Source organism: Pontivivens marinum (assembly GCF_900231835.1).
GTDB classification, from domain to species: domain Bacteria; phylum Pseudomonadota; class Alphaproteobacteria; order Rhodobacterales; family Rhodobacteraceae; genus Pontivivens; species Pontivivens marinum.
In genome coordinates, this window is the sequence record NZ_OCTN01000009.1 from 56,863 (window position 1) to 81,344 (window position 24,482).

The 24,482-nt window shown below is 58.3% G+C and carries 21 protein-coding genes; 11 read left to right on the forward strand and 10 right to left on the reverse strand.

All coding sequences use genetic code 11. The annotated features are described in order from the left end of the window. Nucleotides 1-75: 75 nt before the first annotated feature. The 4 genes from CR254_RS15680 to CR254_RS15695 all read right to left on the reverse strand — a co-directional run bounded on the left by CR254_RS15680 (nucleotide 76) and on the right by CR254_RS15695 (nucleotide 4,740). Entirely contained in the window at nucleotides 76-2,754 is a 2,679-nt protein-coding gene (locus CR254_RS15680; RefSeq protein ID WP_097931666.1) for a sensor histidine kinase, read from the reverse strand. Between the two features lie 2 nt (nucleotides 2,755-2,756). Next, nucleotides 2,757-2,990 carry a hypothetical protein gene (locus CR254_RS15685; RefSeq protein WP_097931668.1) on the reverse strand — a complete coding sequence of 78 codons (234 nt, stop codon included), beginning with the start codon at nucleotides 2,988-2,990 and terminating at the stop codon, nucleotides 2,757-2,759. Further along, on the reverse strand, nucleotides 2,987-3,361 hold the full coding sequence (locus CR254_RS15690) for a response regulator transcription factor (protein ID WP_097931670.1): 375 nt from the start codon (nucleotides 3,359-3,361) through the stop codon (nucleotides 2,987-2,989). The genes CR254_RS15685 and CR254_RS15690 overlap by 4 nt, the downstream gene beginning before the upstream one ends. 95 nt (nucleotides 3,362-3,456) lie before the next feature. After that, entirely contained in the window at nucleotides 3,457-4,740 is a 1,284-nt protein-coding gene (locus CR254_RS15695) for a short-chain fatty acyl-CoA regulator family protein (RefSeq protein WP_097931671.1), read from the reverse strand. Between the two features lie 233 nt (nucleotides 4,741-4,973). On the opposite strand from CR254_RS15695, the gene CR254_RS15700 reads away from it, so the two are divergent. The 10 genes from CR254_RS15700 to CR254_RS15745 all read left to right on the forward strand — a co-directional run bounded on the left by CR254_RS15700 (nucleotide 4,974) and on the right by CR254_RS15745 (nucleotide 18,285). Further along, entirely contained in the window at nucleotides 4,974-6,317 is a 1,344-nt protein-coding gene (locus tag CR254_RS15700) for a substrate-binding protein (RefSeq protein ID WP_097931673.1), read from the forward strand. Between the two features lie 66 nt (nucleotides 6,318-6,383). Beyond that, the gene (locus CR254_RS15705) at nucleotides 6,384-7,412 is read left to right on the forward strand and encodes a branched-chain amino acid ABC transporter permease (protein WP_097931674.1); all 1,029 of its coding nucleotides are present in this window, start codon (nucleotides 6,384-6,386) and stop codon (nucleotides 7,410-7,412) included. 3 nt (nucleotides 7,413-7,415) lie between these two features. After that, nucleotides 7,416-8,609, forward strand: coding sequence for a branched-chain amino acid ABC transporter permease (locus tag CR254_RS15710; RefSeq protein WP_097931676.1), 1,194 nt, complete (start codon nucleotides 7,416-7,418; stop codon nucleotides 8,607-8,609). An 11-nt stretch (nucleotides 8,610-8,620) separates the two neighbouring features. Next, nucleotides 8,621-9,382, forward strand: a complete 762-nt coding sequence (locus CR254_RS15715) for an ABC transporter ATP-binding protein (RefSeq protein ID WP_097931678.1) — start codon at nucleotides 8,621-8,623, stop codon at nucleotides 9,380-9,382. A 10-nt stretch (nucleotides 9,383-9,392) separates the two neighbouring features. Further along, on the forward strand, nucleotides 9,393-10,142 hold the full coding sequence (locus CR254_RS15720; protein WP_097931680.1) for an ABC transporter ATP-binding protein: 750 nt from the start codon (nucleotides 9,393-9,395) through the stop codon (nucleotides 10,140-10,142). Nucleotides 10,143-10,197: 55 nt separating this feature from the next. Then, a complete protein-coding gene (gene acs, locus CR254_RS15725) occupies nucleotides 10,198-12,141 on the forward strand; it encodes an acetate--CoA ligase (protein WP_425440292.1) in 1,944 nt (647 codons plus the stop codon). A gap of 79 nt (nucleotides 12,142-12,220) precedes the next feature. Next, nucleotides 12,221-12,706 (forward strand): YbjN domain-containing protein, encoded by a 486-nt coding sequence (locus CR254_RS15730; protein ID WP_097931684.1) that lies wholly within the window; start codon nucleotides 12,221-12,223, stop codon nucleotides 12,704-12,706. 102 nt (nucleotides 12,707-12,808) lie between these two features. Continuing rightward, nucleotides 12,809-14,401, forward strand: coding sequence for a thiamine pyrophosphate-binding protein (locus tag CR254_RS15735; RefSeq protein ID WP_097931686.1), 1,593 nt, complete (start codon nucleotides 12,809-12,811; stop codon nucleotides 14,399-14,401). Nucleotides 14,402-14,723: 322 nt separating this feature from the next. Continuing rightward, nucleotides 14,724-16,343: a CHASE2 domain-containing protein gene (locus CR254_RS15740; RefSeq protein ID WP_180956033.1), complete on the forward strand. Its 1,620-nt coding sequence runs from the start codon at nucleotides 14,724-14,726 to the stop codon at nucleotides 16,341-16,343. Between the two features lie 412 nt (nucleotides 16,344-16,755). Beyond that, nucleotides 16,756-18,285: a M48 family metalloprotease gene (locus CR254_RS15745; protein ID WP_180956034.1), complete on the forward strand. Its 1,530-nt coding sequence runs from the start codon at nucleotides 16,756-16,758 to the stop codon at nucleotides 18,283-18,285. Between the two features lie 82 nt (nucleotides 18,286-18,367). Here CR254_RS15745 and CR254_RS15750 read toward each other — a convergent pair whose 3' ends face one another. Genes CR254_RS15750 through CR254_RS15775 form a run of 6 tightly spaced genes read right to left on the reverse strand, consistent with a single transcriptional unit; the run spans nucleotide 18,368 to nucleotide 22,893 of the window. Beyond that, nucleotides 18,368-19,138 carry an SDR family NAD(P)-dependent oxidoreductase gene (locus CR254_RS15750; protein WP_097931692.1) on the reverse strand — a complete coding sequence of 257 codons (771 nt, stop codon included), beginning with the start codon at nucleotides 19,136-19,138 and terminating at the stop codon, nucleotides 18,368-18,370. Nucleotides 19,139-19,180: 42 nt separating this feature from the next. Continuing rightward, nucleotides 19,181-20,308, reverse strand: a complete 1,128-nt coding sequence (locus CR254_RS15755; protein ID WP_097931694.1) for an acyl-CoA dehydrogenase family protein — start codon at nucleotides 20,306-20,308, stop codon at nucleotides 19,181-19,183. A 34-nt stretch (nucleotides 20,309-20,342) separates the two neighbouring features. Further along, on the reverse strand, nucleotides 20,343-20,732 hold the full coding sequence (locus CR254_RS15760) for a rhodanese-like domain-containing protein (protein ID WP_180956035.1): 390 nt from the start codon (nucleotides 20,730-20,732) through the stop codon (nucleotides 20,343-20,345). Continuing rightward, a complete protein-coding gene (locus CR254_RS15765; protein WP_097931696.1) occupies nucleotides 20,729-21,058 on the reverse strand; it encodes a rhodanese-like domain-containing protein in 330 nt (109 codons plus the stop codon). Before CR254_RS15765 ends, CR254_RS15760 begins: the two co-directional genes overlap by 4 nt. 1 nt (nucleotide 21,059) lies before the next feature. Next, a complete protein-coding gene (locus tag CR254_RS15770) occupies nucleotides 21,060-21,731 on the reverse strand; it encodes a dimethylsulfonioproprionate lyase family protein (RefSeq protein WP_245851688.1) in 672 nt (223 codons plus the stop codon). Continuing rightward, nucleotides 21,724-22,893 carry an acetyl-CoA C-acyltransferase gene (locus tag CR254_RS15775; RefSeq protein WP_097931698.1) on the reverse strand — a complete coding sequence of 390 codons (1,170 nt, stop codon included), beginning with the start codon at nucleotides 22,891-22,893 and terminating at the stop codon, nucleotides 21,724-21,726. Before CR254_RS15775 ends, CR254_RS15770 begins: the two co-directional genes overlap by 8 nt. 243 nt (nucleotides 22,894-23,136) lie before the next feature. Here CR254_RS15775 and CR254_RS15780 point away from each other — a divergent pair, with 243 nt between their 5' ends. Next, nucleotides 23,137-24,393, forward strand: a complete 1,257-nt coding sequence (locus CR254_RS15780; RefSeq protein ID WP_281253010.1) for a multidrug effflux MFS transporter — start codon at nucleotides 23,137-23,139, stop codon at nucleotides 24,391-24,393. Nucleotides 24,394-24,482: the final 89 nt, after the last annotated feature.

Genomic DNA, 24,482 nt, shown 5'->3' on the forward strand with positions numbered 1-24,482 from the left:
TTATTTATCTGGTCGGACTTGTTGTTGTCGTTCTGTTTATCCTGCGCGTTCTAGGTATCGCGTAATATTCAAATATTATAGCGTGTGATTATTTTCATCATATGTTTTTAAAGTAATTCTGAAGCTTGCACCCGGTCCATTCGGGTCGAGCGTCAGGTCCCCGTCCAGATTTCGCATGATTTCCCGACTGATCGGCAGGCCCAATCCGGCACTGCCCGCTAGGGTCTGATGCTGCAAACGGGTGAATTTTTCAAAGACCTTTTCCTGATCATCCGGTGCAATACCCGGACCATTATCAGCCACCGTGACCTGTACTTGGTCGCGGTCGCGGCTGACCTGAACAATTATCGCCGGTGGCTGACCACGCCCGTATTTTACTGCATTGCTGAGGACATTTATCAGCACCTGCGCCAAACGATCCCGATCCGCCGATACGGTAATGTCTGGTCCCGAGGCATGGATCAGCTGCACACCGGCGCGACGCATGAGTGGCTCGGTCGCGGCGAGCGCTTGCTCGATTGAGGCGTTCAGAGAAACGGGCACCTTCTCGATCTGGGCCTTGCCGTTTTCCAGCACGGAAACGTCCAGGATCTCATCCAGCAGGCGGGTCAAACGCTGCGCTTCCTCATGGATGATGGAAACGAAACGGCGGGCCTGTTCCGGCTCCAGATCATCACCATCGCGCAAAATTTCAGCAAAGGACCGGACGGAGGTCATCGGCGTTCGCAGCTCATGACTGATCTGGCTGAGAAAGGCGTCCTTCTGCTCCGCAATCTCATGCAGGCGAGCATTGGCATGGCGTAGTTGCGAGGCTGTTTCCTGTAATTCGCGACTCTTTTCCTCGATCCGGTTGGAGTATTCGATGATCTGCGCCGTCTCATCCGCCATCCGCATCAGTTCGGAGACTGAGACGGTGCCATGCCCGCCAATCTGGCTAACCATCGCGTGGGCCGAGGCGGAGCCGATTGCACCGGCCAATGCACGCTCCAACCTCTCGGTCAGTTCAGCGGTCGGGTCAGGTAAACCGCTATGCTTACCCTGCGATCGTGCAATATCGGTGAACATCCGCCATGAGGTTTCGCGCCCCAGAATGCGTTGCGCCAGCTCAAATAAATCCTCGGATTTCGCGGCCCGTTGCAGGGCGATGGCGGGGCGATCTGCGGTGATGTTGAACACGTCAACAAACAGCTTTGCCTGCAATTGTTCCAACGCGGATGGTTGGGATAGCAGCGACACTGCGACTAGGGCCGTGATGTTCACCGTCATGGACCAGACTGTGGCGTGGACCAGAGGATCGGCAAATTCCGACCCGAACAATTGCTGTGGGCGCAATAGGCTGATGCCCCATGGGCCGTTTGAAATCACCTCGGGTGGCAACAGGAATGCGCCGTCAAAGCTGGGGATGAACAGGGTATAGGCCCAAACGGCAAAGCCCGCGATAACCGCGGTAATCGCACCGGTTCGGGTTGCCCCGCGCCAATACAGCGCGCCGATAATGCTGGGCAGCAATTGCGCGACGCCCAAAAATGCGATCAACCCGATGGAGGCCAGCGCGGTAGAGCCGCCCGTAAACCGGAAATAGATATATCCCAGCGCCAGAATTCCGATGATGCTGGCGCGGCGTGAGAATAGCAGCATGTGCCGCACATCGCCGCTGGCTGTGGGTGATTTCTTGGCCGAGCGCAGCCATAGCGGCATGATGATATGGTTTGAAACCATTGTGCTCAGGGCAATTGCGGCCACGATGACCATGGATGTGGCGGCGGAGAAGCCTCCCAAAAATGCCAGCAGCGCCAGTGATCCATTCCCTGCCCCTAGTGGCACGGTCAGCACGTACAGGTCGGGGTTTGCGTCGCTGGGCAATCCGGTCATGCCCGCAATCGCAATGGGTAGAACGAACAGGGAGATCAGGAAGACGTAGAACGGAAAGGCCCAACTGGCCGTGGCGAGGTGCCGCTCGTCCACATTCTCGACCACAGCGACCTGAAACATACGGGGCAGGCAGATAACGGCGGTGGCGGATAGGAATAGCAGCGTGACCCAGCGGGGGCCGAACACTTCCGCGCTCAGCAATTCGGGGTCTGGCATGCGTGCGAAAATATCGGTCGGACCGTCTGCGATGCCAAACACCACGAATAAACCGACAGAGGTTAGGGCGACCAGCTTGACCACGGCCTCCAACGCGATGGCGGTAACGACGCCGTAATGTTGCTCGTTCGCGTCCACATGGCGGGTGCCGAACAGGATGGTAAAGGCGGCCAAACCGCACGCGATCCAGAATGCCGTCTGCGCGGGCTGTGTCCCTACATCTGAAAACAGCGCAAAGCTTAGGCTCAACGATTGCAATTGCAGCGCGATATATGGGGTCGAGGCAAGGACCGCGATCAGCGTGACAACAACGCCGATGGATGTGCTTTTGCCATAGCGCGAGGACAGCAAATCCGCGACGGAGGTTGTCCGCTGCTCGTTTGAGATGCGGACCAATTTGCGCAGGACCAGCCACCAGCCCAGAAAGGTCAGCGTCGGGCCTAGATAAATCGCTGCGAATTCCAGCCCACTGCGGGCGGCGGAGCCAACACCGCCATAATAGGTCCATGCCGTGCAATAAACGGAGAGCGACAGGGTGTAGACCCACGGCGTTCTGATCCAGCCAAACTGCCCCCGCTTTGCCCGTTGTTCAGCCCAGAACGCGACGCAAAACAGCAGTGCCACGTATAGCAAGCTGGTGATGACAATGGTGTTCCAGCTCGGCATTGCTACTCATCGCCCGGCTGGGTCAATAAATGGGCCAAGTGGCGTGCGATGATAATCAGCGCCAACCACAAACCAAACAGCCAAACGACAATCAGCGGCACACCGAAAACCGTAACAGGTGCGGCGAAGAGCTTGATGAACGGTGGCAAAATCAGAAAAGCGGCAAAGATCGGCAGGATGACAGCCCCGTCATAGCGCCGTTTGCGCGCGCGGGGGATATCCTCCTGCTGGCTCACGGTGTCAGACCGGTCAGCCGCCGCGCCTGTGCTATGATCTCGGCGTTGGAGAATGGCTTGGTCATGAACAGATCGGCGCCCAGTTGTTCCGCCTGATCGCGATCGCGCGTTTGCCCCTTGGCCGTCAGCATCATCACGGGTGTGGTGCCAAGCGCGCCATGGGTGCGTAGGTCACGTAAAACGTCAAATCCGGACAGGTTTGGCAGCATAACGTCTAGAATCATCAAGTCGGGAGTGATCCGTTCCGCCTCGGCCAGTGCGCGCGCACCGTCTGGAATTGTGGACACGTCGAAACCGTCGCGCCGCAGCAGAAATGCTAACGACTCCACAATATTCGCCTCGTCCTCGACGATGAGTATACGTTTGACCATTACTTCTCCCCATGCGCGTATTCGTCAACTGTCGTGATCTTTTGCGCGTGTGCCGCACCTTAGCGCCGACAGGTGGCATCCAGCAACGGACAAAACTATCGGGCGATTACGGGTTCGGCGATGCGAGCGCTGCAATCGGTCCGTGCGCACACGCGGCATCCGGGGCCGGCATGTACGAATGGCACGTTGTTCAGGGCGAATAGACGCTGCGCCGCATTGGGCACCAGCAGCATTGTTGCGCCAACCCTGCCGCGTTGTCCCATCTGGTCTGAGGGCGTGATTGTATTGGTGCAAATGGTCAGGGTGGACTGCCCGCCGGGCATCTCAACCGTGACTGGCTGGGTCATGCCCGGCTGCAATAGCGCGTCAAAAATGGGCAGCAGCGGGCATGCCGCCATTTGCCGCGAGATAGGCCAGTCGGGTAGGGGGCGGCGCAGCAGGATTTGCCCCGCGCCGTTAATTTCGATCAGCCCGAGCGGCATATCCCCCTGTCGAAACGCAAGCCGCCGCATCAACTGCGCGACAGTCACGCCATGGGCGCGTGCAGCGGCGGTTAGGTCCAGCGGCTCGGCTAGGATCTGCAATAAATCGCTGTCAGGAATGGCCAATGCGTCGTCCAGCCAACGTGTTAGCCATGCCTGCAATCCAGTCCGCGTGGCCCCCGCATTTGGGCAAAGGCGGTCCAGAACATCCTCAATATCCGCACCATCGGTCAGTTCGGGAAAGGCATATCCGGCGCTTTCCAATATCCGCGCGATTTCCTCCTCGGGCGTGGCGGGGGGGCGGTCGGTTGAGGCGGTTCGATCAAAATAATCAGTCAGCGCGCCTGCGACCTCGCTCAACCGTTGGCTTTCATCATGGATCGCGCGGGTAAAGCGTTGGCGTTGCGGCACCTCGATATCATCCACCGTGGCGAGGATGGATGCGGTGGAGCGGATGGCGGTGATCGTGGTCAGCATCTCATGCATATCGGATTGCAAAACCGGATCATGGGTCAGACGGTCGCCCAGGGCCTCGATGGTGGTGCGCTGCTCTCGATTGGATCGATCCAAGGTAGATAGCATCCGCGCCCAGCCAGGATAACGGCCGACAAATTCCTCAACCAAATGGGTCTCTGGTTCATGCACGGGCAGGTCGGCGGCTGCCTCGCGCAATGTGGCGACCAATCCTAATGTGGCCTGTTCGCCCAATGCGGCGGCGGGTACATCCAGCGCCCGTGCCAGTGCCAGCAATACCTTTCCGGCGACAGGGCGGCGGTTATGTTCGATCAGGTTCAGATAGGATGGAGAGATCCCCGCCTGATGCGCCAATGCTGTCTGGGACAGGCCCAATGTGCGTCTGCGCTCGCGAATTCGCAGTCCGGCAAAGGAACGGGGCATCGCGAAAAATCCTTTCGTGAAAGCGCCTTACCGCGACGCAATGTAACATATGTGACAGATACACATATGTGATGTGTAAAATATTTACTGAAAAACCATGCAAAAGCAAGCGCTTGTTGATTCATTTACAATATGGGGTGAATATGACGCTGGGTCAGAGATGACCCGCCTGCGCCGTTAATCACAAAAAAACCGAGGCGACGTAGGCGATCCGACACAAAGGGAGGAACCTCATGTCGAAATCAAACTTTAGCCGTCGCGGTGTGCTCAAAACGGGCGCGGCCTTTGGTGGTGCACTTGCAGCGCCGACTTTCTTCACCTCTGCGGCCAATGCGTTTACCAACGCACCAGGCGCATCTGCTGTTACGCTGGGCTTTAATGTGCCGCAGTCGGGTGCCTATGCGGATGAGGGTGCGGATGAGCTGCGCGCCTATGAGCTGGCCGTAAAGCACCTGAACGGTGAGGGCGACGGCGGTATGCTGAACACCTTCTCGTCCAAGGTTCTGGACGGCACCGGTATCCTTGGCCGTAAGGTTGAGTATGTAACCGGCGATACGCAGACGAAATCCGATGCTGCCCGCGCATCCGCCCGCTCGATGATCGAGCAGGACGGCGCGATCATGATCACCGGCGGTTCGTCCTCGGGCGTGGCTGTTGCTGTGCAGGGCCTGTGTCAGGAGGCCGGCGTGATCTTCATGTCGGGTCTGACCCATTCGAACGACACGACCGGTAAGGACAAGAAGGCGAACGGCTTCCGTCACTTCTTTAACGCTTACATGTCCGCTGCTGCGCTGGCACCGGTTCTGTCCGCGAATTACGGCAATGATCGTAACGCCTATCACCTGACAGCCGACTACACATGGGGCTGGACACAGGAAGAGTCGATTGCCGCTGCGACCGAGAGCCTCGGCTGGAACACGGTTAACAAGGTCCGCACCCCGCTGGGCGCTGGCGACTTCTCTCAGTACATCACGCCGATCCTGAACTCCGGTGCTGATACGCTGATCCTGAACCACTATGGCCGCGACATGGTGAACTCGCTGACGCAGGCAGTTCAGTTCGGTCTGCGCGACCGTCAGGTCAACGGCAAGGACTTCCAAATCGTGGTTCCACTCTATTCCCGCCTGATGGCACAGGGTGCGGGCGAGAACGTGAAGGGTATCTTCGGCTCCACCAACTGGCACTGGTCGTTGCAGGACGAGGCCTCGCAGGCCTTTGTTCGGTCGTTCGGTCAGGAATACGGCTTCCCGCCATCGCAGGCTGCACACACATGCTACGTTCAGGCGTTGCTCTATGCGGATGCTGTTCAGCGTGCAGGCGACTTTAACCCTTGTGCCGTTGTTGAGGCGCTGGAAGGGTTCGAGTTTGACGGCATGGGCAACGGTCCAACGCTGTATCGTGCCGACGATCACCAGTGCTTTAAGGACGTGCTGGTCGTGAAGGGTAAGGACAACCCCTCCAACCAGTTCGATTTGCTGGAAGTTGTGGACGTTACCCCGGCGGAGCAGGTCACATATGCACCGGATCACCCCATGTTTGCCGGTGGCGAATTGGGCACATGTAATCCGGGCGCGTAAGCACCTTCGGGCCGCCCCGTTGCGGGGTGGCCCACCCTTACCTCACTTACAGACTGGGAGCGTATGATGGGCGATATCGTCCTGCAGATCCTCAATGGCCTCGACAAGGGATCCGCTTATGCGTTGATCGCCCTCGGCCTCACCCTCATCTTCGGCACGCTCGGCGTGGTTAACTTCGCTCACGGGGCGTTGTTCATGCTTGGTGCCTTCTGCACTGTCACGTTCAACAAGCTTATCAGCTTCCAGCGCGTCACACTTTCTGAAACGGAGACAACAGCGTGGGGTTCCCCGCTGGAAATCCGCGAACCGGTCATGGAGGCATGGTTCGGCGATTTCGGATTGTGGCTGATCGACTATTCGGTTCTGGCGTCCATCGTCGTTGCTATTCCGGTGATGTTCATCATCGGCGTGGTGATGGAGCGTGGTCTGATCAAGCATTTCTATTCGCGCCCCCATGCGGAACAGATCCTTGTGACCTTTGGTCTGGCCATTGTGTTGCAGGAGGTTATCCGGACCTTCTTTGGCGCCAACCCGATCCCGCAACCGGCCCCTGATGCCCTGCGCGGTATGATGGATTTCGGCACTTTGCTGGGCTTCGAGCCGGGGCGCGTTCCCTATCCCACATGGCGCTTCGTCTACTTCTTCTTTGCGGCGGCTATTATCGGCGGCGTGTTTGCTTTCCTTCAGTTCACCACCTTCGGGATGGTTGTGCGTGCGGGCATGGCGGATCGTGAAACCGTGGGCCTGCTGGGTATCGATATCGACAAGCGGTTCACCTTTATGTTCGGTCTGGCGGCCACAGTCGCCGGTTTGGCGGGGGTGATGTACACGCCGATCCTGTCGCCCGATTACCATCTGGGCATGGATTTTCTGGTGCTTAGCTTCATCGTGGTTGTTGTTGGCGGCATGGGCTCACTGCCCGGTGCGGTCGCGGCGGGTTTCCTGCTGGGGATTTTGCAATCCTTTGCCTCGATGAACGAAGTGAAGGCGCTGCTGCCCGGTATTGACCAGATCATTATCTATCTTGTCGCCGTCATCATTCTGCTTACCCGACCCCGGGGCCTGTTGGGCCGCGCGGGCGTGATGGAGGACTGAACCATGTTCGGCTCAAAAATCTCCGACTCCATGCTGATGATCCTGTTTGTGATCGTTGTGGCACTGGTTCCCCTGCTGGCTGCGCCCTTTGGGGCAGGCTATCCGGCGCTGATGCAGTTCTTTGCCATCTTTGGCATCTTTGCGATCGGGTTTAACATCCTGTTCGGTTTGACCGGTTATCTCAGCTTTGGTCATGCGGCCTTTCTGGGTGTGGGGTCATACTCCGCGGTTTGGATGTTCAAGCTGCTCAGCATGAATGTGCTGCCTGCGCTGTTCCTGTCCGTGATAATTGCCGGTCTGTTTGCGCTGGTGATCGGGTTTGTCAGCCTGCGTCGGTCGGGCATCTACTTTTCAATCCTGACGCTGGCCTTTGCTCAGATGAGCTACAAACTGGCCTATTCGGTGCTGACCCCGATCACCAATGGTGAGACCGGTTTGCAACTGGCGCTGGACGATCCGCGTATTCTGGATGGTGAGCGTGTGGCGGGGCAGTTGCCGTCCCCGACCTTCTTTGGCTTGGACATGAATGCGACCACGGATGTTGCGGTGCTTGGCATGGATGTGCAGCTGAATGTCGGCTACTTCTTTAGCGCGGCGTTTCTGGTGCTGGCATTCTGGATCGCGATGCGGATTTTCCGCTCACCCTTTGGCCTGATGCTCAAGGCGGTGAAAACCAACCAGAACCGCCTGAATTATACCGGCGTGAACACGCGGCCCTATACGCTGGCAGCTTTCGTTATTTCGGGCATGTATGCCGGTCTGGCGGGTGGCTTGCTGGCCTGTATGGACCCGCTTGCCGGTGCGGAGCGGATGGTTTGGACTGCCTCGGGTGAGGTTGTTCTGATGACCATTCTGGGCGGTGCAGGCACGTTGCTAGGCCCGATCATCGGCGCCAGCGTGATTAAGTTTGCCGAGGCGAAGCTGTCCAAATTCAACGAAAACGTGGTTGAGGCGTGGTTCTCCTTCCTGCCTGAGGGGCTGGGCGACAGTATCGCCTTTGTTGTCGCGAAATTCGTTGGTGATGGCTGGCACCTGACGCTGGGCCTGGTGTTCATGCTGGTGGTGACATTCCTGCCCGGCGGTCTGGTCGAGGGTGCGCGACGCATCGGCGGCTATCTGGGGCGGCGTGGCCATAAGGGCGACCTCGATAAGCTCGGCTCCAATGTGCAGGGTGGCAAGTCCACCACTGCGGAATAAGGGAGGGGACGATGGGAATTCTCGAAGTCCAAAATGTAAATAAGCGCTTCGGTGGCCTACAGGCGCTGGACGATGTGAACCTCAACGTTGAGGAAGGCACCGTCCACGCGATCATCGGTCCGAACGGCGCTGGTAAATCCACACTTCTCAACTGCTTTGTCGGGCGTCTGACGCCTGACACGGGCACGGTGATGTTCAATGGGCAAAGCCTGATTGGCCGTAAACCGCATGAGATTAACCAGATGGGCGTCAGCCGCGTGTTCCAGACGCCTGAGATATTTAGCGATCTGACCATTCTGGAAAACGTGATGATCCCGTCTTTTGCCAAGCGGGACGGCGCATTCAAACTATCGCCCTTCGCGGCGGTAAAGGCTGAAAGCGCGATCCGTGACCATGCGGAGGAAATGCTGGGTCAGGTGGGCATGTTGGAGAAGCGGAACATGATCGCCTCTGCCATGTCACGCGGGGATAAACGTCGCCTCGAAATGGCGATGTGCCTTGCGCAGGACCCCAAACTGCTGCTGCTGGATGAACCCACAGCGGGCATGGCGCGGGCCGATACCAACGCAACGATCGACCTGCTGAAACAGATTGCGGATACGCGGCCGATTACCTTTGTGGTGATCGAACACGACATGCATGTCGTGTTCTCGCTGGCTGACCGGATCAGCGTTCTGGCGCAGGGCCATGTGATCGTTGAGGACGACCCGCAGAACATCAAGGGCAACCCCAAGGTACGTGAAGCGTATCTGGGCGACGCGCACGACGATTGAGGATATCGAGATGAGCGAATTTTCCACTCTCAAGGCGCCGGCACAACGCAGTGAACCCGCCTTCTTCTCCTGCTGGGACATGCACGCCTATTATGGTGAAAGCTATATCGTGCAGGGCGTCAGCATGAACATCCACGAGGGCGAAATCCTCGCCTTGCTGGGGCGCAACGGTGCGGGCAAAACCTCGACCCTGCGCGCCATTGCACGGGCCGGATCACCAATGGTGACTCATGGCGAGATTTGGCTGGACCATCAACCCTTGCATGAGATGAGCGCGCATGAGGCAGCCCGCTCTGGCGTGGCGTTGGTGCCAGAGGACCGGCGCATCATTCAGGGCCTGACCGTTGAGGAAAACCTGCAATTGGCCCAGATCGCACCGCCCAAGGGCTGGTCGATTGAGCGGATTTACGAGCTGTTCCCCCGCCTGGGCGAACGGCGCAAGCAGGAGGGCGTGACCCTGTCCGGTGGTGAACAGCAGATGCTGGCCATTGGCCGCGCATTAGCCCGCGACATCAAGCTGCTCTTGCTGGATGAACCATATGAGGGGCTGGCCCCCGTGATCGTTCATGAGATCGAGCGTACGCTCAAGGAAATCCGCGCGCTGGGTATCACCACGGTGATTGTTGAGCAGAACGCGGTTGCCGCGCTGAAGCTTGCAGATCGGGCTGTCATTCTGGACACTGGCACTGTTGTCTATGACGATACCGCACAGCACTTGCTCGATAACAAAGAAATGCGAGAACAATATCTCGCAATCTGAACTGCACCGCTGCGGGCTGGTCCCGCAGCGCAAGAACAGTCCCGGAGGAGCCCCCGTGAAGGATATCTACGAACCCGTCCCCGAACTCGTCGCCCGCGCCCATATCGACGCGGCAGGGTATGAGGCAAAATACGCTGCATCCGTCGCTGATCCAGAGGCATTCTGGGCCGAGGAGGCAAAGCGCCTCGACTGGATCAAAACCCCGACCAAGGTAAAGAATACCAGCTTTGCCTACCCCGATATTTCCATCAAATGGTTCGAGGATGGTGAGCTGAACGTCGCCGCCAACTGCATCGACCGCCATCTGGAAACGCGGGCCGAGCAAACCGCGATCATCTGGGAGCCGGATAACCCCGAGGAGGGCGCGCAGCACATCACCTATCGCGACCTGCACACAAATGTATGCAAAATGGCAAATGTGCTCAAGGATCTGGGCGTGACCAAGGGCGACCGTGTTGTCCTGTACATGCCGATGATTCCGCAGGCCGCCTATGCGATGCTGGCCTGCGCACGGATCGGCGCGATCCATTCCATCGTTTTCGCGGGCTTCTCCTCGGACGCGCTGGCGAACCGTGTGAATGGCTCGCAGGCAAAGGTGGTGATTACCGCTGACGGCGCGCCGCGCGGCGGGCGAGCGACCAACCTGAAGGATAACGTCAATCAGGCGCTGCTGCACTGTGATGACAGCGTGAAGTGCCTTGTCGTTCGACGCACCGGCCAGCAAATCGCGTGGCGGCCCGAGGGCGACGTGTGGCTGCATGAAGCCGAGGCAAATGTCGCGGATACCTGCGAGCCTGTGGCGATGAACGCCGAGGATCCGCTGTTCATCCTCTACACCTCTGGCTCCACCGGTATGCCAAAGGGCGTGGTGCACACCACTGGCGGCTATCTGCTATATGCTGCGATGACCCATCAATACACGTTCGATTATCACGATGGCGACGTGTTCTGGTGCACGGCCGATGTCGGCTGGGTGACTGGCCACAGCTATATCGTCTACGGCCCGCTGGCCAATGGCGCGACGACCGTGATGTTCGAGGGCGTGCCAACATGGCCCGATGCATCCCGTTTCTGGCAGGTATGCGAGAAACATAAGGTCACGCAATTCTACACCGCTCCTACTGCGATCCGCGCCTTGATGGGCAAGGGCAAGGAATGGGTCGAGGGCTGCGATCTGTCCTCCATCCGCCTGCTGGGCACGGTGGGTGAGCCGATCAACCCTGAGGCATGGGCGTGGTATAATGACGTTGTGGGCAAGGGAAATTGCCCCATCGTGGATACGTGGTGGCAAACCGAAACCGGCGGCCACCTGATCACGCCACTGCCCGGCGCAATCGCGGCAAAACCCGGATCAGCGACCAAGCCGTTCTTTGGCGTGCAGCCAGAGGTTCTGGACGCGACAACCGGCGAAGTCCAAACCGAAACTCAGGCCGAGGGTGTGCTGGTTATCAAGGATAGCTGGCCCGGCCAGATGCGCACGGTTTGGGGCGATCATGACCGCTTCGTGAAGACTTATTTCTCGGATTACAAAGGCTACTATTTCAGCGGCGATGGCTGCCGCCGTGATGCGGATGGCTATTACTGGATCACGGGTCGCGTCGATGATGTCATCAACGTGTCCGGCCACCGCATGGGCACGGCCGAGGTGGAAAGCGCGCTGGTCGCCCATTCCGCCGTATCCGAGGCCGCAGTCGTCGGCTTCCCACATGATATCAAGGGGCAGGGCATCTATTGCTATGTCACGCTGATGGAGGGGCAGGAGCCATCTGATGCGCTGCTGGTAGAGCTGCAAAACCACGTCCGAACTGAGATCGGCCCGATTGCCAAGCCTGACGTGATCCAATGGGCGCCGGGCCTGCCGAAAACACGCTCTGGCAAGATTATGCGCCGCATTCTGCGCAAAATCGCTGAAAACGACTACGGCGCGCTGGGGGATACCTCGACTCTGGCCGATCCGTCAGTGGTTGATGATCTTATTGCAAATCGTGCAGGAACCTAACGGGTTGATCTGTTGGTAAACTACGGCAAAGATAGGGGCGCTTCCGGCGCCCCTTTTCGTATCTAAGCGTGGATTTATTATGATATTTCGCTCCTTGTTCGTCGCTGCATCTGTGATGTTGGTTCCCGCAATGTCCTATGCTCAGGATATCGTCGATGGCACCAATATCGCGCGGCTTAATCAAATCATCGCAGAGGTAAATCCGACCTCCAGTGTTGAGACGGACAATGATGGAAACCTCTATATTCGCGCGGAGCACGATGGCTGGAATTACGATGTGCAGTTTTATGACTGTGACGGGAATAAAGATTGCAGCATGATGCAATATGTCGTGCAGTTCGATACAAATGGCAGTTATCGCCCTGAGCAGGCACTGGCATGGCACAGCGATTGGGTCTGGGGGCGGATCAGCTTTAACGACGGCGATGTCTATTTCGAGATGCCCATCAACCTGTATGGCGGCGTAACGCTGGAAAACTTCCGTGACAGTCATGACCTGTGGCTGACGATCATGGGTGATTTCGTCAATGAAATCGGCTGGGGGCCCAGCGTGCCGCCAAAGTGATGCGGTCCAACACTTACTGACATTTATGCGAGGTTTCGCGCCGTGCATTGACTCGCGACATGTCGGCGGCTCCTGTACCGCAAACCGAACAAGGACGCCGTCATGAGCACTTCCGTTGATATCATCGCTTCTCGCCTGTTTGATGCGGGGGTGCGCCATGCCTTTGGCGTGCCGGGGGGCGAGGTTCTGGACCTGATCGACGCATTGCAGCGGGCCGGGATTACCTTCGTCCTGGCGCGGCACGAAAACGCAGCCGGATTCATGGCTGAGGGGGCATGGCACGCCACCGGCGCACCGGGTGTTCTGGTGGCGACTGTGGGGCCGGGCATGGCGAACACGGTCAACGTGACGGCGAATGCGGAACAGGACCGCGTGCCGCTGATCGTGCTGACGGGGCGCTATGATGACGCGACCACGCTGCGCTATACCCATCAGATTTTCGACCACCGCGCTGTGTTGGGGCCATTGGTTAAGGCCAGTTTTGAGGCGCGTGTAGATGCCTGTGATGTGATGATTGATAAGGCGGTGCGCCTTGCACTGGACCCGCAGCCGGGTCCGGTTCATATCGACATTCCCATTGGTGTTGCCTCTGCCGCGCATGTCCCCGCGCGGGTTGCGCCGATTGCGGTCGCGTCGCCGGTTATGCCCGCCAATCTGGATGCGGCCCGCGCACGTTTGTCAGCCGCAAAGCGCCCGCTGATCGTCGCGGGGCTGGACCTGTTGAACCATGCAGGCGCGGCAGAAACGGTTCGCGACCTTGCCATCACGCACAACATCCCCGTTATCACGACCTATAAAGCCAAGGGCGTGCTGCCCGAGGATCACCCGCTATCGCTGGGCGGCCATGGCCTCAGCCCGAAATCCGATGCGATTACCTTGCCCCTGATTGCCGAGGCGGACTTCGTGATTTGTGCGGGTTATGATCCGATTGAGATGCGTGCCGGCTGGCAGGATCCATGGGACGCCGCTAATGCGATCGAATTTGTAAGCACGCCAAACCGTCAGGCAATGCACGCCGTTGGCGACAGTTGGGCCTGTGATCCAGGGGCGGGCATGGCCGCATTGTTCGACGGGGCAACGCCCGCGCCTGAATGGGGGGGCAGGATCATCGAAGCCCGCGCCGCATTGACCACCGCGTTCACGCCCAGCGAAGATTGGGGACCGGCGCAGGCGCTGGCCATGCTGAACCAGATGCGTCCTCAGGATATGATGGTCAGTGTGGATAGCGGCGCGCACCGCATTTTGATGAGCCAGCTATGGCGCTGCACCTTGCCTCACACGCTGATCCAGTCCACCGGCCTGTGCACTATGGGATGCGCATTGCCACTCGCCATGGGGCACGCCGTGGCCAGCGGTGCGCGGTCCATGGCGGTGATGGGGGATGGTTGTCTGGATATGATCATGGGTGAGCTGGCAACCCTGCGGGACACCAACGCGCCGGTGATTTGCACGGTCCTGAACGACAGCTCACTCTCCCTGATCGAGTTAAAGCAACGTCGTGATGGCAAACAAAACACCGGCGTGGACTTCGGCGCGACCAATTACGCAAATGTTGCCACCGCGCTGGGGCTAAAGGCCCTGCGCGCAACGACTCAACAGGAATTGGAACTGGCCACCGCCGAGGCTTTGGCGGCAACCGGTCCCGTCTTGTTAGAGGTGGTGATCCCTCGCCGTGGCTATGACGGGCTGATCTGACTCTGGCTTGTGCTGGATGTTCCTGCGCCATTTGTCTTGCTTGACGCATGTGAATGTTACACTGGGTTTTAGAGCGCAGGCATCCCTGCGACTGGATTCTATATGATTTAATATTGATCTAAAAGTTATTGTGTGAATACTCGTTTCTGAGAGCGAGGTTCATGTGAAATATTTTAAAAAATATTTTATGGAAGTCCTGCTTGTAGTGGTATCACTTGAGCTTTTGATTGGCTTTTTTGACATACTTGGTGCATCGAACGCTATCGATGCCAATACAGATCGCGTAACTGCGAACACGTTTGGGCCGTTATACAGTGAAATGATGCCCGGCGCACATGATGGGACCCTGCGCGATCAAGTCGTAATCATTCTGATCGATGATAATGATCTGTTCGGGGAATGCGGACAGATGGGGATTATGCCATCTGCAGCCGCCCTGCAGGGATTGGTCGCTCCTGAATGCAACTATGGTGTTATGGGCGGGCCGCGGCCGATCGAGAGCTATGCTTACGAGCAATTGATCCAAGGGATTGCACAATTTTCACCGGATGCGATCTTTCTGGATCTAGTCTTTCCTGGGGATCAACCTGACATCAGGGCTGAGAGTATAGCGTGGAGCCACCGGTTTCTGAACGGTAGGTTGAGCAATGTCGGGCCGCAGGCTGGGACGCACTCCTCGGATACCGGAATTATCGCTGGCAGCGATTTGCAATCGGCCAGCGCTGATGGGTTGCAACGTCGGGGGATCACCATTTTCCCGAGCCAGAATGCAGTCGCATTGGGGCAAGTACTTGCCCCATCTGCCGATCGGATGAAATGGGGCATACAGTATTATTATGCCCCAGCGGATGCCAGTCCCCTACGTCAACGGATGGTCCGCACGCGTGAGCGTGAGCGCGAACGCCTGGCGGCCTCGGTTCAGTTGTATTTTTGGAAATGTGCGCTGGAAACCCACCTACATGGCCGCCAGCAAACAAATTTTACCTATCCAGGATGCGCGAGTAGTGATGAGCTTGAAACAAACCTAACCACTGCGCTGCGCGAGGCCGATCAACACGCAATGCAGGCAGGTGGGCGTGTTGATATGCCCCCTTATATGAGCCTGACATGGGCGCGTGGTCCGGACGCGATACCCGATGCGGATGGTGGCCAGAACTGGACATGCCCGCTTACGTCCTCGTTACAGCAACGGATTTTGCAGGGCGCACGCTACCTTTGGCGTTCGCTTTTCTCAACGACGCCGCGCGACCAGTTGATTTGTGACTACTTTCTAACCCTATCAGCGACCGAGTTTTGGCAGGTGGTTAGGGGAACGCATTCACGGACAAGCATGGATGATTTGCAGGGTCGCATCTTTCTGATTGGTACGGATTATGTGCCCTTTCACGACCGCCATGATGTTCTGGATGTAACCCGCCACGGTACAGAATTTCATGCGATGGCATTGGATAATCTGTTGCGTTTAGGTGCTGATTTTAAAGCGCCAACGCCGGATAATTACACTTTGGGCGGATTTCAGTTCAAGGGATCACCGGATGCATTGCTGGATGCGCTTGTCGTGACCGCGTTGCTGACGGTGCGTGTGCCACTGCCCAGCGGCCGATTTTTTGGCTGTTATGACATGATGCGGCGCTTTGTACGGGCGCGTAATCGGTGGCTTGCGGCGCGCATGGATGGCGTTGTCCGGTTTGGCATCGTGCGCGGGGTCATACATGTCGCAATTCTTGCGATGATTTTTGCTGTGCTGCTCGTGACGGGCATTGTCATCGGGCTGATCCTGTACCGCTTTGCATGGCACAACTTCAACTGGTCCGGTTTCAACTGGGTTGGCACCGCCGGTCTGTTTGCTGCGGCTGGATCGCAGGGCTTCCTTAATATTTCACAGCAACTCAACTCCGAGGCTAACAATACAGCCGTCAAAACTGAAAGGCACAAAATATGACCCCCCGCATATACCCGCTGCTATTTGGCATATTCATCGCAGTACCGCAGGTCGCTGCAGCATGCACTGTGACGCCAATCAGTATCGAAGTGCTAGCACCCAATATTCCCAACATGGAAATGCAACAATGTTCAGGGGGTAACACGCAGATTTCTGGCAACAGCCTGACTGGGCTACGCGGCTTCAGGCAGACGGATGGTCGTATTTGGCTGCCTGCGGTTTCAGGAACCTTCGCTAGTATTGATTTACGCGTGGTACCTGGCGAAGCGTGTGCCCCGCGGATGGCTGGTACTCCCGGATTGAATACAAGCGGCACAAATGGTGGTGGTCGTGGAATCGGAGATGCGTGCTAATGTCGAGGAAAGTAATTAGTAATAAAGTCTTGTCGTGGCCGTCAGCATTGGCGGCGGGATTGCGTAAAATCGCTACTATCGGGCTTCTTGGTTTGGGACTGGTGTCCTGCGTTCCGGGCGCAATCGTGGTGGAAACCCTACCAGTCCGGATCGGAACGGGTTTGCCTCATACGGTATCCCTTTATGCCATGTCGTCGAACGACACCGGATGGCGCGCGATGTCTATGCCACAGACCGAACGTAAGCTAGAGGCGATCTTGCAGAGCCTTGTTGTTCATGTTCCCGGTGGTGTGGTGCCCGGCGGTGAGGTTCGAATTCATCCCGAGGCGTCAGGATTTTACGGCGCTCGCGCAACAGACACGAATGATATCTATGTCAATATTGGCTTGTTGGCTGGCGCATCTTCCGAAGATGAGGTTGCTTTTATTATCGCACATGAGCTTGCTCATATTGCCTTGGCGCATAATCAGGCGAACAGCATTATGGAGGGTTTGCGCAACACGACGGAAACGCTAACAGCAGCGGCCAGCTTTGGTGCTGCGCTGGGGATTCAGTTTGCGGGTCTGGATGATGAGGATTTTAGCGACGTAATGATCGGATCAATCGTGGCGGGCCAATTGACCGAAATAGCCGCGACGGCAATCTACACCCGTCCACATGAACTGGAGGCCGACATCTTCGCCGCAGATTTGATGGTTGCTGCCGGTTATGACTTAGGGGCTGTTCCGTCGACATTTGGACGGCTTGAAAACGGGAACCGTGCAGTTGTGGGGTTCCTGGAACAAAGCGCACAAGCCATTCAAGTTCAGGCAGAGGCCCTGATTTTGACCGGCGACAGTGATATCATCCGCAGTGGCATACGTGATATTGTTCGGCAGGTCGGTATTCAGGCGGCGCGCGACCTAGGGCGTGTTGCAGCGCATTCGCATCCACCGGCAAGTGTGCGGAACGACAACTTTCAGCGTCACATTCGGCGTGACGGCGCGCCCCCCGCTACAGGCATGATGGATATGACGACGTGGTCTGCGTGGAAGCGATCTACGAATATCGAAGCATGGGCCGCTGATATGGAAACAGTGGATGAGGCTGGTCAATTGATGGCAGGAGGTCACGCTTCTGATGCGCGGCGCCTCGTTTCCCGCGCAATATCCCGTCGTGGTTCGCAGACCGCTTTGGCGCAACAACTTGCCCTTTCCTATTTCCAAGGCGGGAATGGATCACGGGCGCGCAGTACATTGCGGGCCATTCCAACCAGAAGCGTCATCTCGCTAGATGTAGGGCGCATATGGGCCAGGTCCGAGGCTGAATCCGGAAACCCATCGCGTGCTGCGGCTATCGCTGACCGGATGGAAAACCAATATGGCATACTTGTTGCGCAACCCATCAGGGTGACTAATGCAGTAATATCAGGCGATGCCGGTTTGGTTCAAAGAGAGGTCACCCGCTGTGCCGACCTACCCAGCCAAGTCAGCCTACAATGCCGCCGCATTGCGACGGGGATTGATGGGGCTGACGGTACTGAAACGGGTTTGTCGGGTATTGGTAATTGGATCACAGGTGCCCGTGAGAGCATTTTCGATAGTAATTAAAGGCGCGCTCTGGCCGCTTCTGTAGTCAAGGCAGCCAGATCCTATGAGTGTAGGTGGGGCTAAACGCTTCGACCCGTGTTATTCAGCGCGGCGCCATACGGATTGCGCCGTCCAGACGCACAACCTCACCATTGAGCATGGCGTTCTGCGCCATGTGCCCGACCAGCGCTGCATATTCCGTCGGTTTGCCCAGTCGCGCGGGAAACGGAACCTGCGCGCCAAGTGAATCCTGTGCCTCCTGTGGTAGACCCTGCAACATCGGGGTCAGGAACAGGCCGGGAGCGATGGCGTTGACCCGAATGCCCGAACGCGACAGGTCACGCGCCATAGGTAGGGTCATGCCGACAATTCCGCCCTTGGATGCGGAGTAGGCGATCTGACCGATTTGGCCATCATATGCGGCGACGGAGGCCGTGTTGACGATCAAGCCACGCTCCCCATCATCGCCCATCGGGTCCGCGGTCATCATGCCTGCGGCGGATTGGCTGGCCACGTTGAAACTGCCGATCAGGTTGACGCCAATCGTCTTGGAAAACGCATCTGCATCATGGGGATTGCCGTCGCGATCCACGGTTTTGATCGCCCATGCGATGCCTGCGCAATTGACGCAAATCCGCTCCTGACCATGGGCCGTGCGTGCAACCTGTAGCGCCGCCGCGACGCTGGCCGCATCGGATACATCGACGCTGGCAAAGGTGCCGCCAATCTCGCCCGCGACCATCTGGCCACGTTCGGCGTCGCGATCCAGAATGGCCACGCGCACGCCCTGTTCGGCCAATGCGCGGGCCGTTGCCTCGCCCAGACCGGATGCGCCGCCGGTGACAATCGCGGCGATGGAGCTATCAAGTTTCATGGTGTTTCCCCTAGCTTTTATTGTTTTCAGATAGGCGCTGCGTCAGTCCATTTGCCGCGCGATCAGTATTTTCTGGATGTCCGAGGTACCCTCGTAAATCTGGCAAACCCGCACATCGCGGTAGATTTTCTCGATGCCATATTCGCTGAGATAGCCATATCCGCCCAAGGTCTGGATCGCGCCGGAACAAACACGTTCCGCCATTTCCGAGGTGAACAGCTTGGCCATTGCGGCCTCACGCAGACAGGGCACGCCTGCATCCTTGAGCCGTGCGGCGTTCAGCACCAATTGGCGTCCGGCTTCAATCTCCGTCTCCATATCGGCCAGCCGGAATTGGACGGCCTGATGGTCAAAGATCGCTTTGCCAAAGCTCTGCCGCTCACGCGAATAGGCCAGCGCCGCGTCAAAGGCCGCCTGCGCCATGCCGACCGCCTGTGCCGCGATGCCGATGCGGCCGGTTTCCAGCGAGGATAGCGCGATACGATAGCCGTCGCCTTCCTCACCGATGCGGTTTTCAATCGGGATTTCCATGTCGTCAAAGGACAGCGCGCAGGTGTCGGATGCCTTTTGGCCCAGCTTTTCCTCAACCTTTGCAACGATGAAGCCCGCAGTGTCATTGCTGACATAGAACGCAGACAACCCCCGCTTACCCGCATCAGGATCGGTGACGGCAAAAATGATGGTCGCGCCACCGATACGTGCGGAGGAGATGAATTGCTTCGCCCCGTTCACGACATAGCGGTCATTATGTTTTACGGCCTTGGTGCGCAGGGCCGAGGCGTCGGACCCCGCATGGCTTTCCGTCAAGGCGAAACAGCCGATATGCTCGCCCCGTGCGGCGGGTTTCAGCCATGCTTCCTTTTGCGTATCGCTGGCAAACCGGTCGAGGATGGCAAGGAACGGCGCATTATGGACGCTGACCATGGTGGAAACGGCGCCGTCGCCCTTGGCCAATTCCTCCAGCGCTAAGGCGTAGCTGACATAATCCGCGCCGACACCGTCCCAATCCGGATCAATGGTCATGCCCAGGAAGCCCAGCTCGCCCAGCTCTGTACGAATTTCAGGCTCGATTTCAGCCGCTGCCTCACGGGCGAGGGCACCGGGGGCGAGGCGGTCACGGGCAAAGGCACGCGCCGTGTCGCGGATCATGGTCTGGTCTTCGGTCAACATTGTGGTTTCCTATGGTCCGTTGGGTGCAGGCGGATCAGCGTTCAGCGACGGGGCCGCCCGCCTTTTTCCAACCGGCAAAGCCGTCCTGAATGTGGCTGACATTTTGCAGGCCCATATCCTGCGCCGCCTTTGCCGCCAGCGCGGATCGCCACCCAGACGCGCAATAAAACACGAAGCGGTTGCCGGTCTGGAACGCCTCCTTGGCGTAGGGCGAGGTGGGGTCGATCCAGAATTCCAACATTCCGCGTGTGGCGTGAAAGGCGTCGGGGATCATCCCCTCGCGCGTCAGCTCACGCGGGTCGCGCAAATCAACAAAGGTAACGCCCTCCTGCCCGTGCAGGGGCAGGGCGTCGGCTGCGGGCATATGCGCAACCTCGGCATTGGCGGCGGCGACCATCTCGGATACGGGGCGGATTTTGCTCATTCTGTTGGGCCTCCTGCGCCCTTCCAATTGGTGTAGCCGGTTTCCATCACGCGGATGTTTTGCAGACCGAATGCCTGTGCGGTTTGTGCTGCGTGGCTGGCCCGTGCACCGGCGGCGCAATAGAAAACATAGGTTCGCGATGTGTCCGCTAACGGGCCGGACAGATCGGCGAGAATCTCGGGCAGGGTGCCACGCGGGATTTTTGCAGCGCCTGCAATGGTGCCCTGCGCGATTTCATCCGGTTCGCGCACATCGACAAAGGTGACGTTATCCTCGCCATGCAGGGTCATCGCCTCGGCAACGGTAATGGTGGGATCGGTGGGCATATCAGGCGCGTCCTTTTTTAACTCGGGCGAATGTCATCTTTTGACCAAGTAGTGCGGGGCCGCTGCCCTCCCAAGCATAGGCGAGCAAAGTTGGTTCGTGATCGCCGGTCGTGATCCGATGGGCACGACCGGGTGGGTTAAAGATCATCGAGCCGGGGGCAAATACCCCGTCATCATTCTCACTGACCGCGCCGGACAGGGTGTAATAGCTCTCGGTCAGGCCCTCATGCGCGTGGGATGGATAGGTGGTTTTGGGCGCAAACAGGACAAGGCCTAGGATCACCTCCTGCGTCTGAACCGGCCCCTGCGGGCCTGCAATTTCAGCATAGGCGTATTTCTGGTCCAGACCGCGCGGCATTTTATCATAGCCATACAGCCAGCTAAGCTGCGGGAGAACGGCATCAATTGCGCGCACGACGCTTTCCATGCGGTCATGGCGTCCCTGATCCAAGGCACGACGCAGATGCATCGTGACCGGTTTATCCTCGGGCGGGCGGGCGATGATTTCGGCATTCGCAGTCACGGCACGGCTGATGGCCTGCCGGACGCGATGCTGATGCCCGCGAATTTTCTGCGAGCCGCCTGCCGAACCCAGCCGGTACATCTCCGCGAATTCACGCAGCAGATAGGTCCAGTTCGGGCAGGCGCTCAACGTGGCGGGCGTTTCAGTCACGCTCAATAGCGAGCGCGGTGCCCTCTCCCCCGCCGATGCAGATCGCGGCCAAGCCCCGCTTCAGATCCCGTTTTTCCAAGGCATTCAGCAGGGTTACAAGGATACGTGCCCCCGATGCCCCGATGGGATGACCCAGCGCACAGGCACCGCCATTCACGTTTACCTTGTCATGGGGCGCGCCGGTTTCGGCCATGAACGCCATCGGAACCACGGCGAAGGCTTCGTTCACCTCGAACAAATCCACATCGTCGATGGTCCAACCGATGCGCTCCAGCAGCGTGTTCGCGGCGGGAACTGGCGCGGTGGTGAACCATCCCGGTGCCTGTGCATGGCTGGCATGACCCATGATCCGAGCACGGATTTTCAGGCCCCGTGCCTGCGCCTCGCTCTGCCGCATCAGGACCAATGCCGCCGCCCCGTCCGAGATGCTGGAGGAGTTCGCAGCCGTAACCGTGCCATCCTTGCGAAAGGCGGGTTTCAGCGTGGGGATCTTGTCCGGTCGTGCCTTGGCTGGTTGTTCATCCGCGCTGATTTGCGATGCGCCCTTACGGGTTGTGATCGTGACCGGAGTGATTTCACCATCGAAATCAGCGGCGAGGGCGCGTTCCAGCGAGGCGAGGGCAAAGGCGTCCTGTGCCTCACGGGTGAACTGGTATTTCTCGGCGCAATCCTCGGCAAAGGTGCCCATCAGACGGCCCTTGTCATAGGCATCCTCCAACCCGTCCAGAAACATGTGATCGACGGTTTGACCATGGCCCAAACGGGCACCACCCCGCATGGCGGGCAGCAGATAGGGCGCGTTTGTCATGCTCTCCATCCCGCCGGCAACAACCACGGTGCCATTGCCGAGGGCCAGTTGGTCATGGGCAGTCATGACCGTTTTCATGCCGGAGCCGCACATCTTGTTCAGCGTGGTCGCGGGAACGCCCTCGCCCAATCCACCTGCAAAACCGGCCTGCCGTGCGGGGGCCTGACCCTGACCGGCGGGTAGAACGCAGCCCATCAGTAGCTCGTCAACTACATCACCCGACAGCGTGCTGTCGGTTAATGCTGCGGTAATTGCGGCCCCGCCCAGTTCGGCCGCAGTGGCACCCGACAGTGCCCCCTGAAAGCCGCCCATTGGCGTGCGCGATGCGCCTACGATAACGATCGGATCTTCCATGCGATGCTCCCCAGCTTATGTTTCGCCGCTCTTGTGAACGGTCGTTCATATAGACTGTGGCACGGCTGGCAGGGTCGATCAAGCATGTGTGCGGTATTGAGTTTTGTACCCGTCCCCTTGGCATGCGACATTATGGCCCCACATAGGGGACTTGCAGTCTTGTATCTGCCTATCCATGACGACCGACCCTGCATTTGACATCGGCAAATCGGGCCTGGCCGCCCTATCCTCAAAGCGGCCTTTCTGGTCGGCTCAAATGGAGCATTTATGGCCGAAGCTTCGCCTATAACCAGCCGTTGGCTGGACCGCACGACCCCCCCGCATATTACGACTCTGGTGCTGATTGCCGGTGTTGGCGCATTGAATATGAACATCTTTTTGCCGTCGCTGCCCAGTATGGCGGTTTGGTTTCAGGCGGAATATGCCACCGTTGCATTGGCGATTTCGGCCTATCTGGCGGTGACGGCTGTGCTGCAATTGTTCATTGGTCCGCTATCGGATCGATATGGTCGCAGGCCGGTTATTCTGGTGTCTGTCAGCCTTTTCGTTCTGGCCACGATCGGGTGCTATCTATCGACAACTATTGAAGCTTTCCTGAGCTTTCGGTTCATGCAGGCAGTCATTGCCAGCGGGCTGGTGCTAAGCCGCGCAGTGGTGCGCGATATGGTCGGGCCGGATCGTGCGGCCAGTATGATCGGCTATGTCACGATGGGCATGTCCGTTGTTCCGATGATTGGCCCGTTGCTGGGTGGTGAGCTGGACAGTGCCTTTGGCTGGCACGGTAGTGTGGGTGTTTTGATCGGGTTTGGCCTGTTGGTTCTGGCGTTGAGTTGGGCCGATATGGGTGAGACGAACCATACGCCGTCCTCGTCCTTTGGCGCGCAATTTCGGACCTATCCGGAACTGTTGCGGGCGCGGCGGTTCTGGGGATATGCGCTGGTCGCGGCCTTTGCATCCGGTGCGTTTTTCGCGTTTCTGGGCGGTGGGCCATTCGTTGCGACGCAGATTCTGGGCCTTAGCCCCGAAACGATGGGGCGTTATTTCTCTTTGATTGCATTGGGTTATATGTTCGGTAACTACCTGTCGGGTCGCTATGTTGCACGGATCGGGTTGAACCGGATGATGCTGATGGGCGCGACGACGGCGGCGAGTGGGGCGGTGCTGTCCATTGTGCTGTTTGGTGTTGGTTTGGTGCATCCACTATCGCTGTTTATCCCGATGGCGATGGTCGGTATGGGCAACGGTTTGGCGCTGCCCTCGGCCAATGCCGGACTGGTCAGTGTGCGGCCCCATCTGGCGGGATCAGCCTCGGGCTTGGGCGGTGCGCTGATGATCGGTGGCGGTGCTGCGCTGTCTGCGGTGACGGGTGCTTTGCTAAGCGTAGAGAGTGGTGTTTGGCCGCTGCTGCTGATGATGCTGGTTGCATCGCTGCTATCCGCCGCCGCCGCGATTTATGTGATCCGGCGTCAGCAAGCGGTTGAGGGGACGGCCACGGTTTAGGGGTAAATTGTACCCCTTTGCCGGTTTTTCGTGAAAAGAATAACGGGCAGGGTGATCCGCCGGATTTTGGGTGAATTCGCGGGCTGCGC